This is a genomic window from Solibacillus sp., from assembly GCF_040273735.1.
Classification (GTDB): Bacteria; Bacillota; Bacilli; order Bacillales_A; family Planococcaceae; genus Solibacillus.
Map to the genome: position 1 here is coordinate 1 of NZ_JBELZM010000018.1, position 13,537 is coordinate 13,537.

13 protein-coding genes and 1 pseudogene are annotated in these 13,537 nt (G+C 36.0%); 6 read left to right on the forward strand and 8 right to left on the reverse strand.

The features are described from left to right. Positions 1 to 649, forward strand: a 649-nt coding sequence (locus tag ABS917_RS15675; RefSeq protein ID WP_350479879.1) for an EAL domain-containing protein, incomplete at its 5' end; no start/stop codon positions are given. Between the two features lie 309 nt (positions 650 to 958). Here ABS917_RS15675 and ABS917_RS15680 read toward each other — a convergent pair. From ABS917_RS15680 to ABS917_RS15695, 5 genes are all read right to left on the reverse strand, one after another. Beyond that, entirely contained in the window at positions 959 to 2,050 is a 1,092-nt protein-coding gene (locus tag ABS917_RS15680; RefSeq protein WP_350479932.1) for an L-dopachrome tautomerase-related protein, read from the reverse strand. A 214-nt stretch (positions 2,051 to 2,264) separates the two neighbouring features. Continuing rightward, positions 2,265 to 2,489, reverse strand: a complete 225-nt coding sequence (locus ABS917_RS18930; RefSeq protein ID WP_483316067.1) for a YczF family membrane protein — start codon at positions 2,487 to 2,489, stop codon at positions 2,265 to 2,267. Positions 2,490 to 2,525: 36 nt separating this feature from the next. Next, positions 2,526 to 3,638, reverse strand: a complete 1,113-nt coding sequence (locus ABS917_RS15685; RefSeq protein WP_350479880.1) for a GerAB/ArcD/ProY family transporter — start codon at positions 3,636 to 3,638, stop codon at positions 2,526 to 2,528. Positions 3,639 to 3,660: 22 nt separating this feature from the next. Further along, a complete protein-coding gene (locus ABS917_RS15690; RefSeq protein ID WP_350479881.1) occupies positions 3,661 to 4,878 on the reverse strand; it encodes a Ger(x)C family spore germination protein in 1,218 nt (405 codons plus the stop codon). A gap of 1 nt (position 4,879) precedes the next feature. After that, a complete protein-coding gene (locus ABS917_RS15695) occupies positions 4,880 to 6,505 on the reverse strand; it encodes a spore germination protein (RefSeq protein ID WP_350479882.1) in 1,626 nt (541 codons plus the stop codon). 395 nt (positions 6,506 to 6,900) lie between these two features. On the opposite strand from ABS917_RS15695, the gene ABS917_RS15700 reads away from it, so the two are divergent. The 3 genes from ABS917_RS15700 to ABS917_RS15710 are packed head-to-tail and all read left to right on the forward strand — an operon-like array spanning position 6,901 to position 8,644. Then, entirely contained in the window at positions 6,901 to 7,110 is a 210-nt protein-coding gene (locus ABS917_RS15700; RefSeq protein WP_008407170.1) for a hypothetical protein, read from the forward strand. A gap of 12 nt (positions 7,111 to 7,122) precedes the next feature. Further along, a complete protein-coding gene (locus ABS917_RS15705) occupies positions 7,123 to 7,485 on the forward strand; it encodes a spore coat protein (RefSeq protein WP_350479883.1) in 363 nt (120 codons plus the stop codon). Positions 7,486 to 7,507: 22 nt separating this feature from the next. Further along, the gene (locus ABS917_RS15710) at positions 7,508 to 8,644 is read left to right on the forward strand and encodes a zinc-dependent alcohol dehydrogenase (protein ID WP_350479884.1); all 1,137 of its coding nucleotides are present in this window, start codon (positions 7,508 to 7,510) and stop codon (positions 8,642 to 8,644) included. A gap of 196 nt (positions 8,645 to 8,840) precedes the next feature. Here the strand turns inward: ABS917_RS15710 and ABS917_RS15715 are convergent, their stop codons facing one another. Together ABS917_RS15715 and ABS917_RS15720 are read right to left on the reverse strand one after the other, a co-directional pair. Next, on the reverse strand, positions 8,841 to 9,416 hold the full coding sequence (locus tag ABS917_RS15715) for a hypothetical protein (protein WP_350479885.1): 576 nt from the start codon (positions 9,414 to 9,416) through the stop codon (positions 8,841 to 8,843). Positions 9,417 to 9,654: 238 nt separating this feature from the next. Then, on the reverse strand, positions 9,655 to 10,218 hold the full coding sequence (locus tag ABS917_RS15720; protein WP_350479886.1) for a DUF6434 domain-containing protein: 564 nt from the start codon (positions 10,216 to 10,218) through the stop codon (positions 9,655 to 9,657). 516 nt (positions 10,219 to 10,734) lie between these two features. On the opposite strand from ABS917_RS15720, the gene ABS917_RS15725 reads away from it, so the two are divergent. Then, on the forward strand, positions 10,735 to 11,697 hold the full coding sequence (locus ABS917_RS15725; protein ID WP_350479887.1) for a S8 family peptidase: 963 nt from the start codon (positions 10,735 to 10,737) through the stop codon (positions 11,695 to 11,697). An 854-nt stretch (positions 11,698 to 12,551) separates the two neighbouring features. Then, on the forward strand, positions 12,552 to 12,833 hold the full coding sequence (locus tag ABS917_RS15730; protein ID WP_350479888.1) for a DinB family protein: 282 nt from the start codon (positions 12,552 to 12,554) through the stop codon (positions 12,831 to 12,833). 468 nt (positions 12,834 to 13,301) lie between these two features. On the opposite strand, the pseudogene ABS917_RS15735 reads toward ABS917_RS15730, so the two are convergent. Then, a pseudogene (locus ABS917_RS15735) lies at positions 13,302 to 13,460 on the reverse strand (GNAT family N-acetyltransferase); the annotation flags it as partial. Positions 13,461 to 13,537 lie beyond the last annotated feature (77 nt).

The following is a 13,537-nucleotide window of genomic DNA, read 5'->3' on the forward strand; positions in this document are numbered from 1 at the left end:
AATTGGTTCAGAAAGTGGGGAAATATTTGCTTATGAGGCTTTGCTACGTACTACCCCCATTATAAATCAAAAAATTATTTTTAATTACGGTAGGGATGAAGGAAATTTATTTAAGTATGATTCTGCAGCTATCTCAAATGCAATAAAAGAATTTCCTTATTCCTACTTTGAGAAGTATATCCTCTTTTTAAATGTGTACCCTTCTTCTATAGTTCACCCAAATTTTAAAGATTTCATTGAAAACTTATTACATAACTATCCAAAGATAAAAAATAGGATAGTTTTTGAACTAAATGAAGATAGTTGTGAAAAGCATTTCTGGAAAGAGGAATTTTTTTCAGAAGGTTTACAGTGGTTGAAATATATGGGTTTTAAAATTGCTTTTGATGACGTTACGTTTACTCATTTTTCTTTAGACTTTATAGAGAATTATAAACCTGATTTTTTAAAGTTAGACCGTTCATGTTCTGAAAATTTATCAGCATTAATAGAAAAACAAATTACTATAATGCATTTTATTTCTAAGATGAAGAGAAATATATACGTTGTTCTTGAGGGAATTGAGACAAAGAAAGATTTTCAAACTGCAAAAGAAATTGGAGTACCTTATTTACAGGGTTATTATATTTCCAAACCTCATCGAATATAGCTAAAATATAATTAAGAAATAATTATAATAGAGAAGGTAGTGGGTAATTTGTTATCTTAAGTACTGAGAGCAATTTAAGTATTGCAGCAGGTACAAGTGAACAAACAATTGTAACATTACAAGCGTTGACAAACTTAGCCGAAGTGTTAAACACTTTAGTTTCGCAATTCAAAACTCACAAATAAAAGTACCTTACTCCCCCATTCTTTCTTTGGGGGTTTATTATCTACTTTTAACCTTTTTTCAATTTCTTATAATTCTTTATTTTTGAGGCAACACACTGATAAGCGATAGCCCACATTCTTTAATTTATAATGAAAAAGTTGAGGCTGGGAGTTCATCAATTCTCAAACGAAGTAAACTATAGGGTTTTATGCGCAGGTCTCTTCCATAATGAAATCTTGGCTGCCTGTGTAATTGATTTACGATGACATATAAAAATTGATCGGGGCCAATCGAAAAAGTATCCGGCCATAAAATTCTCGGATCATGAGCAATGGTTTCCATTTCACCATTCGGTAATATCTTTCTAATACTGTTGTTTTCATAATCTCCCGCATAAACCGTTCCTTTTTCACCGGTAATCATTCCATCAGACGCACCTTTTTCCCCCCAATACTGCACATATTGGGATAAATTCATGTCCAATATGCTTCTGTCTCTTAATGTTTCTGTTGAAATTGAGAACAGTTGACGGCTTGTTAGTGGAGCATAAAATAAAACCTTTCCATTAGGAGAAATCGCTAAACTATCCGAAGCCATTCTAAATGGGAAAGTCGTTCCATCTGGATTTCGATTCATTAAAATTTCCCCTTCTACTTTCGGTAAAAAATAGGGATCAGGTGAAGTTGATACTGCTCCATTTAATCTTCTAAACGCAATACCATTATCTAAATCCAGAACGATAATAGCCCCTGGTCCTCTTGAAGACGAATCCGTTATATATGCATACCCTGCTCTTCCAACTCGAAAATCCAAACGAACATCATTCAGATAAGTTGTTGGTAAGACAACATCCTCTGTAAAAGTATATATTCTCTTTATTGTATTCGTACTTAAATCAACAGCTACTAATTTTGCTCCCCCTTGAATAGGTTCAGAAAAATATGGAGCCCCTGTATCCAGTACCCAAAGTGTTCCTCTTCCATCAGCAACTATGCTTTGGACACTTACGAAAGACAATGCAATATTACCCGTATTATTCAAATTAGTTTCTAAATTGGGATAAGGCTTCAATTGACCGTCCACAATTTCCGCCACAGTAAATTGAACTTCATCTCCCCATTTCGGAAAGCAAACAAAAATACGACCGGTTTCGGAAACGCTGACACCTGTAGGCATAGCCCCATAAAAAGCATGCACCAGTTCAAATTGCCCAAAATATTTTTCCATAGGTAACATAGGTTGCACGATATCCTCCTTATCAAATTCTATCGGATATGAATATATATGATAAAAAAATATTTATTGTGCAAGTTCTTTATACATTTTTATACCCTAATGGATGCTACAGCTTTTAACCCCTCTTTATTAAAAATGTTGGTCAAATAACCCTAGTATAAAAATATTTAAGGCTAAGCGAGTTTCTTCTGTAACAATTTGACTGAAAAATTTACTATCCTTTCTTACTTCTTTTTATAAGAAATAAACGAATTGAATAGAATGCCCAGATAATTATAAGAAGATAAAAAATAATAATTTCAGTTACCTCCATTACCAAAAAAGGATTTACGGCATTCTTAATTGAAGTTTTTAAGTCAAATCCTAAAAGTCTGTCCATACCTATAGAAAAGCATGATAATAATACCAACATCAAAATAGAAATACCGAGGATTTTCAATTTTTATCACGCTCCATAAGCGAAATTCTCATTAATTCAATTAACAATACGTTTGCGTTGCTTTTTCCTATTCTTAAAAAAAGCAATAATAAGTAGGAGACCAGGAATAATTACTTGAAAAGGGAGATGCACATACAATGGGACAATCTGCAGTCCTTCATAAACATGTTCTGAAAAATTGCTGGCAATGGTAATAGACAAAACTAAAAGGAGCAACCCCAACGGATACGCCAATTTAGCAGAATCTTTGATATTGAATAGATTTGCAGTGCCTGCCAAGGTAGCATAGAAATACAGACTGATTTTGAAGAAGCCTCCGATTACCGTAGAAAGCATAAAAGCAATATCCAGCCGTTGTAAAAAACCTGCAACTTCAATGGTTTGTATAGTTGAAAGAAGGGGGAAATGTGAACGAGAAATGAGGTTTACACCGAGTACACTGATATTCATAGCCATGATTAGCGCTATGATCAGTCCACTCAGCCCAATTCCGAGTAAACCGGTCTTCATCGTCTTTGATTTTTGCTTCAAGTAAGGCAAAATCATAGCAAATACAATGACTTCTCCAAAAGGAAAAAAAAGCGTTTGAGTAAATGCCGTTTTTAAGACCGGCTTTAATCCATCTTCGAGCAATGGTTCTAGGTTTGATACTTCAATAATACCTGAAATAGTAATTAAAATTGCGCCACTAATGCCAATCAACAACATGATTATAATTAGTAGTTCTCCTGTTCTTGCAATAACCTCTATTCCTTTACGAATTGTATACACAACCACTAATACCATCAATACATTCATGACAAATAATGGAGTTTGTGGATAGAAGACAATGATTAGCATTTCTCCAAAATCCCTAAGAACTCTTGCCGCAATATACATAAAGTAAAGAACATAAAAGAAGGCCAGAACCTTCCCTAAAAAGCTGCCTAATATTTTCTGTATATATTCTGTAAGCGGAATTTCGGGATAAAATGAATAAAGGCTATGATAAATCCAAAATAAACAACAGCCGCCTGCCAACCCAATCAAAACAGCCAGCCATGCATCCTGTTTCGCTTCAATAGCAAGAGGAACTAAGATGGCTGTGCCAATTTCAAATAAGAATATGAGTACTAAAAGTTGGTATGCACTAATTTTTGCCTTTTCCAATAAATCACCCCTATTTCAGTGCTTAATCCTTCAAATCCGAAAAAAAAGAATTAGATCTTAGACCGGTCCGTCGTATAAAAGCTTCAACTTTGACCTGTACGTTTAAGTCTGGAAAGTAATTATTATTCCAATCATTTTTCAGTGTTTTCCACTTTTCAGGGTCAGAACGATGAACTACTTCGCCAAATCCAAATATATCTGTCTTATTTTGTTGTGTACGCTTAACCGTATCTTCTAACTGTGTCTTTATTTTTTTCTCCAGTTCTTTTTCTAACTCCAATATAACTTTCGGATCCTTCAGGTCAATAGATGTCCTTACTTCACGAATATCACCTTCAGCACGTACATTAATCCTAATGCTTGGGATGTCGTTTTTTGTATCAGCAGAAACCTTCGTCTTTTGCCGAAAAACATTGTAAACAATAGCATTTTTCTTTTCGTCCCTGTCCAGTTCGACATCAGTTCCTTTAATTTTATCCAGTATCCAGATTACCCCTTTGGCCATATCCTCTTGGTACCAGTCAATCAACTTCCCTTCTTTGAAAATGGCCAACCCATCTGCTTCCAAAGTGGTATCGAGTTCAGATTGTTGGACATTCTCCATTTTTTTCCCCTGTTCAATATCTCCATTCATACTAAAACCACTGATCACCGGTTCTTTTCCTTCGGAGGTAAGTGTCTTAATAACATCTTGAAGAGTCATTTCCACATTTGTACCCCTAAGTTTTTCAGTTACTTCCAAAGTTCCGTTCACTTTTTCAGCTGGAATCTTATCGACCGCTGTCAAAGATTTAAGCAAATCTCCCGCTTTTGTATTATGAGCAATCACAATCCTTGCTGTAGAACGGATTTCCGGCTCGCGTTCAAAGGCATCTAAAACATTTTCCAGTCCATCTTCTCGTACCACCTCTTCACTCAATACAATTAAATTTGCATGAGCATGATACAGCTTTCGGGAAATTTTGGCTGATGCTTTGAAATGGGCTTCAAGTACACTTTCTCCTGTTGCAGAGTAAACTGTAACTGCAGGACTTTGCCCAGCTCCTCCCCCTTGTAGTCCCCCCGCCACATTCATTGGATTGATCAATTGAATCGTCTTGGTATATTGCCCCTCTTCATTTTTATCAATAGATGTGGCAGAAATGATTGCCAGTTCATTTAACTCGTTCTGACTCCAACATCCCGTTAGGAATAGGGTAGTTACCATTATTAAGTATAGAGAAATCAATTTACGACTCATTTCAATCTCCTTTATCATAGTCAGAATTCTTCATAGTACGAGGTCCTGGAGGGTGTGGTTTCTGATTTTCTCCTTGTCCGTCCTTATTTCTGCCACTAATCAACTTTGGTCTTTTCTTGTAATCCCAAAGTTGTCGTCGGACAATGGTATCCCCAGCTTCTTCCTTAATGAACGGAGCAAGAGGTGTCATATATGGAACACCGAATGAACGTAAGCTGGATAAGTGAACAACAAGAATGATAAACGCCAGAATCATTCCGTAAAAACCAAATGTTGCTGCGCTGAGCATAAACATAAATCTAACCAAACGTGCAGATATAGCAACCGCATAGGAAGGGGTCGCGAAACTGGCAATCGCAGTCATGGAGACAACAATGACCATGACTGGTGAGACAATGCCTGCCTGAATTGCTGCTTGTCCAATGACAAGCGCCCCTACGATGGAAATTGTTGAACCAATCGCTTTAGGCATTCGGATGCCTGCTTCTCTTAAAATTTCAAACGTAATTTCCATGATGAGTGCTTCGATAAATGCAGGAAAAGGAACAGATTCCCGCTGTGCAGCAATAATGACGGCCAATTTTGTTGGAATCATCTCCTGGTGAAAGGTTGTCGCAGCGATATAGACTGCAGGCCCAACAAGGGATATAAAGAAAATGATCGTACGTAATAAACGAATGGCTGATGAAATGTCAAAACGTTCATAGTAATCCTCAACCGATTGAAAGAAGTCAATAAATAAGGCTGGAACCATCAGTACAAAAGGAGTCCCATTTACGAATATGGCAATCCTTCCTTCAAGAAGATTACCTGCCACTCCATCGGGCCTCTCTGTATGATGTATAGTGGGGAAAGTCGTATTTGTCTGATCTTCAATAAGCTGTTCAATAAAACCGGATTCTAAGACGCCATCGATTTCAATTCTTTTTAAACGTTTACGTACTTCTTCAATGATTTCATTCTTTGCTATTCCATTTATATACATGATGGAAACATCTGTTTTCGTCATTTTGCCAATCTTCATGGATTCGATCCACAAATCTGGCGAATTGATAATCCGACGCACCAGCGCAATATTAGTCTCAATAGATTCGTTAAACGCTTCTTTCGAACCACGAATCGAGACATTGGTAGTCGACTCTTGAATGGAACGTCTTTCCCCACCTTGAGTGCTGACACTTAGCGCTGCGTTACTGCCCTCCATAAATATAATCGTATTTCCTGACATCAATTCTGTGAATAGTTCCTCCCAGTCCCTTGATTTTTTTATTCCACCGACAGCTACAACATCTTCGGCAATCATATCGATTACCTCCTGTTGAGGATTCTGTTCTTGGGAAGCAGGATTATCAATCATCGCTTCTATTAAAAAGTCGTTAACAGTTTGATTATCTACCAGCCCTTTAACATATACAATTTTCGTTTTAACCTTAGGAAACTTCCCCAGTTTAACCGGTCTGATTACAATATCTGAACTATTTCCTGTTCTTTTTTTAACGATTTCTACATTCACGAACAATGAGGTATCGATGTTATTCGACGATTTATCTGTAGATTCAGTAGGGCTATTTCCTTGCTGATTTTTACTATTCTTCATTTCCTTTTTCCCTTTAAAAAATGAAAACATGGCACCGATACCTTTCTTTGCTTTTCTACAGTTATTTCAATCATAGGGCCCTTTTATACAAAATTTTCTATCATTCCATATAGATTTAGGAGTACGTGGTGCATTTTATGTAGGATTTGAGGTTAAGTATTTCAAAATATCACATTAATGCATTAATGGATGGTGAAGACTAATTATCTGCTAATCCTATATTTCAATAACTAAGGCGCAATCCATTCATAATTAGTTCCTTCTCTAACCAAGGGTTATGTACGTTAATAGCTTTTAAAGCAGATATAGTTTTTCTTTAGTATTTTCATTTCTAATCCAAAACCTAAATGTATATATAGATTTCTGCAGGGTAGACTTTAATCGTTGTAACTTTTTTTAAAAAAAATCTGGAGGTGCGACAAAACGTGTTAGAGAAAAAATTAGCACTTCATGAAACAATGGAATTTCATGAAGTCATAAACTTTATGACAACTAGTTTACTTAAATCAAAGTTAAGCCAAGGTGTCGTCTTTGATGATGATTTAAGAGCCTTATTAGACAAAAATGTTAAGCTATCTACTCCAGCACTCACTGCCATGGTTAAGCTTTACTCTAAATCAGAATTAGAATATTAGGAGGACAATTTTATGCAAGACTATTTAGATCCTATAAATTCAGTTGGAATGCCTGAACTAACGGATTCAGGAGTTGCGCTTGAGTTTTTACTTACTACCAAAACGGGTATTCGAAACCTTTCAATCGCCTTAACCGAAACAGCTTCCCCTGCACTCCAAAAAATCATGAGAACACAGCTAGATGTCATGATTGATTTATATTTTGAAATTTCTGAACTCATGATGGAAAAAGAATGGCTGAAGCCTTTTAATCTTGAAGATCAAAAAGAACTGGATATTAAATCTGCAGAAAATGCGATTAATATTGCACAGTTGGAATTATTCCCTAAGAGCATGAACCGCAAAGGAATGTTCCCTACCCCACCAAAAAATTAACTAAAAAAGAGGGATTTTTTAAATGAAAGCTGTTACTTATCAAGGTGTTAAAAATGTTGAGGTTAAAGAAGTAAAAGACCCTAAAATAAAAAAAGCCGATGATATAATTGTCCGCCTAACAACAACGGCCATTTGCGGGTCAGACTTGCATTTGATTCATGGAATGATTCCAAATCTTGGACAAGATTATGTCATTGGCCATGAACCGATGGGAATTGTAGAAGAAGTCGGCAAGGATGTGACGAAGGTAAAAAAGGGTGACCGGGTTATCATTCCTTTTAATATCGCCTGTGGTCAATGCTGGTACTGCAATCATGAGCTGGAAAGTCAATGTGATAATTCCAATGACAATGGTGAAATGGGCGCCTACTTTGGCTATTCAGACACTACAGGCGGTTTTCCGGGAGGACAGGCAGAGTATATGCGCGTTCCCTATGGCAATTTTCTCCCTTTTAAAATTCCGGAACAATCTGAAGTTCCTGATGAAAGTCTTGTTCTCCTAGCCGATGCTGCCTCTACTGCTTTTTGGAGTGTAGAGAATGCCGGTGTGAAAAAAGGAGATACGGTTGTAATTCTTGGCTGCGGACCTGTTGGGCTATTGGCACAAAAATTTGCTTGGTTGAAAGGTGCAGAAAGAGTAATCGCAGTTGACTACATCGCGTATCGTCTTAAACATGCAAAAAAGACAAATAACGTCGAAATCGTTAATTTTGAAGATCATCAAAATTGTGGTGAATATTTGAAGGAAATTACAAAGGGCGGTGCCGATGTTGTGATTGATTGTGTCGGGATGAGCGGAAAAATGACGCCTCTAGAATTCCTTGCTAGTGGAGTAAAACTGCAAAGTGGCGCTATGGGAGCGATAGTCACAGCCAGTCAAGCTGTACGTAAAGGTGGAACAATCCAAATTACTGGTGTTTATGGTGGGAGATATAATGCCTTCCCACTCGGCGATATATTCCAGCGCAATGTAGCCATACGTACTGGACAAGCACCAGTTGTTCATCTCATGCCGCATGTCTATAACTTAATTGCTGATGGTAAAGTGAATGCAGGTGATATCATCACACATGTCCTGCCCCTTGAAAAAGCAAAACACGCCTATGAAATATTCGATACAAAACAAGAAGATTGCATTAAAGTAGTTTTAAAACCTTAAAATTAGTGGGAAGGTACTTTTGTCTCTGTTTTATTGCAAAAGTACTTTTCTTTTCGGAAGAGCTCGAAAATTATCATAAATCACTTCATTACTGACACCCATACAAAACATTTATAATAGACATTGTTGTGACTATGCGCTTCTTTTTTATTGCGTTATTTTTTATCTTTACATTACTATTTAATTGAATAACATTTCAATTGATAACACTAAATCCTACCTGTGCTTCTATTTCATACTTTTCCTCTGGTTCCGTCTCCTCTGAAACTCTAATATAAAAATCTGCAATACCGTTTACGACATAATGTCCAGCAGGAAATTCTTTATCCATAACTCGTTTCATGAAAGCTTTATATTCATTTTTGTCTTCGGAACTATATCCTCCACTTCCAACATATCCTTCTCGAAGTGGTTCCCCCTTAACTAATATCGTACTTATTAACGGCTCATTCATTCCATATTCAATTTCATAATTTCTCATAGTCTCAACCATTGGAAACGAAAATGGCGAAGCAGAATGGAAAATTTCAATTCCTCCTTTATCACCTGTATATTCCAGTTCTGCATATATTTTTACCGGCTCATTTTCAATATACTCTGCTTTTTCGGTTACAAGTCGATAGGTAAAATCCCCCTCAGTAACTTCGGCCTGTGTTTCCAGCTTATCTGTGTTGTACACCTCATTATCAAGCTCCTTGTCATTACTTTGTTGGCAACCAAATAAAATAATTGATATAAATACAAAAGATAAAATCGTTGTTATTTTTTTCATTGAGTCACACCTCCTTTTATAATTAGACGGGGGTTTCATAGCTTTCGTTTCAAAAATAATCCAGTAGCTTCTTTTTTACACTAACCTATTCGATAAGATCACCTACATCTATAATAAATATCCAGATTTTTTATTGAGTGATATTCCGTTAAATGGCCCTATAACAGAAAAACGCGATCTTCTTATTGAAGAATCGCGCCTGATTGTTGTATAGCTATATCATAACAACATATGTAATTTAGCCTTTGTATTTGTTACTACCCGGTAGTTTTTTTATTTCATACCAAGCTCTAATTGCTTCTTCTCGATGATTCCCTTTATTTTTGGGATCTGCGAAATAGTCTCGGATAAACTGATTGTATTCAAATTCTAAGCCTATTTGTTTCTTATACAACGGGTCTTTTTTTCTTTCCTGCTCTTCATACCATGCATTTACAACATCACGATATGTTTTTCCTACATTTTCTCTAAAATAATTTTGAATATAAGTAGAAAAATGAAATTTAGGAATTTCTGACTTGAAGAAGGCCCTTACAGTTTGACTACAACGGTGATTTTCCGTTATTACTGTATCTAAATTTAAATCTGTTAATATTGCTTCATTTGTAGGCGACTTTCTTTTTTTCAGTGGTTTTTGTATTTCTCCTGTTTGAAGAAATGCAGTTATTCTATCCGTGATTTCAATTTTAGAACCAGAGGCACTCATCCCGTTCTGTCTACAAAAATTTTGTAATTCCTCTTTTAACCAATAAAAACTTTGAAATTTTTGTACATCCAATTCCCTTTTTAGATCAGGCCTCAAATATTACACCTCCAGTAGTGGTTAGTACTATTATAAAACTTACATTCTTCTTTTGTCGTTCTTTTTGATAATATTATCATTCTTCTTTTTCGATTAATGTAATATACAAAAAGACGTGTTTCTCGTTAAACGCAGCCCCTGACTCCACATGCGTCGACTGTGTGCTGGTGGGTTTTATAATATAGGCCAGGCTCAAATCTTATTTAATTGAAGTCTAGCCTGGTTTCTTATGCGTTTTGATGTTGCCTATTCCACTCACACCCCAGATTATAGGAAATCATAAATACCTGTTTTTTAATACTAATATATTTTGGTTCAAGAACAAACATTCACAATCTTTGAGATTGTTATCATGCGTAATTAACTAATAGATCCCAATACTATTTTCACTTTTAAAATTCAGATAGTTAGATAAAAACACATCTATTGTAACTTTTAATAATTATTCAGAATTGTTAGACTATTATCAACTACCATGAATACACTTAAAACTTAATTCTTTCAGGAGGGATACAAATGGAGAAAAAGTTACACTTATTACCATATCAAGTGGATGAAGTGGTCGAAATGGTCGAAGTGGTGCCAAAAGGTATTGAACTTATTGCAGCACCAGAAATTTGGGAGAATTCTAAAGGGAAGGGAATCACTGTTGCGATATTGGACACAGGCTGCGACGTCACCCACCCTGATTTGAGTGAGCGTATTATCGGCGGACGGAATTTCACTCGTGATGATGATGGACAACCTGATGTATACATCGATTATAATGGCCATGGAACCCATGTGGCTGGCACAATTGCTGCAATTCATAACGGCACGGGAGTAGTTGGTGTTGCACCTGAAGCAAGTTTATTGATTTTAAAAGTGCTTGATAAAAGTGGATCAGGACAATACGACTGGATCATAAATGGTATTAACTATGCAGTTGAACAAAAGGTGGATATCATCTCCATGAGCCTCGGAGGTTCTGTCGATGTACCTGAGTTACACCAGGCTATTCAAAATGCAATCACTAATCAAATTCTAGTAGTGTGTGCCGCTGGTAATGAGGGAGATGGACAGAGTTCTTCAAATGAATTTGCCTTTCCCGCCTGCTACAATGAAGTCATCAGCGTCGGATCCATTAACCTGCAACGCAGTTCTTCTGAATTTTCAAATTCGAATAATGAAGTCGACTTAGTAGCCCCTGGTGAAGGAATCCTTTCAACGTATTTAAACGGAACTTATGCAAAACTAAGCGGAACTTCGATGGCAACACCGCATGTATCCGGTGCACTTGCACTCATAAAAGTGAGTGCCAACAGAAACTTTGAACGAAATCTGACAGAGACTGAGCTGTATGCACAATTAATAAAGAGAACCATTCCTTTAGGAAACTCGCCAAAACTCGAAGGCAACGGATTGCTGTACTTAACAACAGAGAAATACTTATCGGAGGTGTTCAACCAAGAATTATCTGCAAAGGCGTTGAAAATATAATGGAAAAACTAAATTTGCAATACTGTGAATGGGAAACGGCCAAGTACAAACTTTTTAATAAAGAAAAACGACCCTTATTATGTCGTAAAGAAAGATGAGGAAGTCAGAAATCGATACTATCAGAGCATTTCATTCACAGATGCCAATCTTATAGATAGCCATCACACATTGCTAAAAAAACACATACAAATCAGTTAAACTACAGCCCCCACCGTTATTTGTACCCTTGGTTTGATTTGCAGGAAAACTTCTGGAAATAGGATGGATCCACTTTCTCTTATAGAGGAGGATATCATCTCCATGAAATGCAGGCAAAAGGGTTAATCAGCATCTTCTCGGATAATCTATTTAACTGTGAACATGTAGTGCCTTAATCATGGTTCGATAAAAAAGACCGATGAGAGGAGACTTGCATCATCTATTCGCCTTCGACCCACCTGCAATAGCAGTCGTAGCAACTACCCCCTACTATGATTTCCACAATTATAACTATGAAGGATTAACATTGTCCTATATCCGAAAAATGTGATTTTCTTATTGAAGAATCGCGCCCGATTGAATAACAGAAGAGATTTTATTTAAAAACAATACAGGCAGTAACAATTAGGGACTGAGTCCTTGTTGTTACTGCATTTTGTACTTTATAAGCAATTTAAATCTATTTATTCCATTCTTGTAAAAAAGACTATTGTGATAGATTATCTGATTTACTCTACTATAATAGCTGAGATAATAGGGACTCCGCCCATACCCCAAAAGATTTTACGCTATGCATATCACTTCCCCATTTAAAAAGGATATCTCTTAACAATTGACGAAATTATTTAACAACCATAGAAAGGAGAAATATTCTAATGAAGGAAAGACATGAAATACTATTCAATCAGTTGAGAAGCTACAGAAATGCCACTCTTAGTTTATTGGAAGACGTAAGTGTAGAAGATGCAGAAATCATTCCAAATAGGTTCAATAACAATATTCGTTGGAATTTGGGACATATTTATGTCGACCAGTATTTATGGATAGAAACGCAAATCATAGAAATAAAAAACGTGCCATCTGAATATAATAGTTGGTTTGGATATGGTACTTCTCCAGAAATTTCAGCTCCGAAACGCCGTCTTTTGATGAATTAAAAATACTACTAGAAAATCAAATAGAAGATATCAAAAGGAAATTTAGCAGCAAATTGGAAATCGAGAATTCTCCTACGGAAATGGGAATGAATACGATAGAACAAGTATTAATTAGAACAATTTTTCATGAAGGTATACATTTCCAGAATATCCTAATTTTGAAAAAATTTATTAAATAACGCTATTTCCCTAAAGTCGTTAATTAAATGGCCCTATAACGGAAACACGCGATTTTCTTATTGAAGAATCGCCCCGATTGTTTAACATCATTAATCAATTAAGCTCTAGGAAATAGTCTTTAGTCAAGGAAAGCCAGGAAACACTGTTTTACAGCATTTCCTGGCTTTTTGTTTATCTCCAGATTTTCATTAGGGAACGTTATTAGTTTATTTTTATATGTTATAAATACTTGTTTAATAATTACCTCTAAATAATGCTACTAATTTAGTACGAGGTACCTCCTTATCCTTATTCAAATACAACCATTTCTACGACATCTATGAATCCAAAGCGCTTATAGATATTTTTTCCATCATCTGATGCTTGTAAGACCACGGTTTTTTGTTTGTCTTTTGTTTGGGTAAGAAGGTATTGGAACATTTCACTGACATATCCTTTGCCTCTATAGCGGATGGTGAGCTATTTAATGTAAGGTAATGGGTGTATCTCGTTCAGGTTTCTATAATTAATTTCATGTTCTTTAA

Bases quoted from the DNA above. Each gene is read 5' to 3' on its own strand.
- ABS917_RS15715 (WP_350479885.1), bottom strand. From the start codon at position 9,416: ATGAAAAAAATAACAACGATTTTATCTTTTGTATTTATATCAATTATT.
- ABS917_RS15725 (WP_350479887.1), top strand. From the start codon at position 10,735: ATGGAGAAAAAGTTACACTTATTACCATATCAAGTGGATGAAGTGGTC.
- ABS917_RS15710 (WP_350479884.1), top strand. From the start codon at position 7,508: ATGAAAGCTGTTACTTATCAAGGTGTTAAAAATGTTGAGGTTAAAGAA.
- ABS917_RS15730 (WP_350479888.1), top strand. From the start codon at position 12,552: ATGAAGGAAAGACATGAAATACTATTCAATCAGTTGAGAAGCTACAGA.
- ABS917_RS15680 (WP_350479932.1), bottom strand. From the start codon at position 2,050: ATGTTACCTATGGAAAAATATTTTGGGCAATTTGAACTGGTGCATGCT.
- ABS917_RS15690 (WP_350479881.1), bottom strand. From the start codon at position 4,878: ATGAGTCGTAAATTGATTTCTCTATACTTAATAATGGTAACTACCCTA.
- ABS917_RS15705 (WP_350479883.1), top strand. From the start codon at position 7,123: ATGCAAGACTATTTAGATCCTATAAATTCAGTTGGAATGCCTGAACTA.
- ABS917_RS15695 (WP_350479882.1), bottom strand. From the start codon at position 6,505: ATGTTTTCATTTTTTAAAGGGAAAAAGGAAATGAAGAATAGTAAAAAT.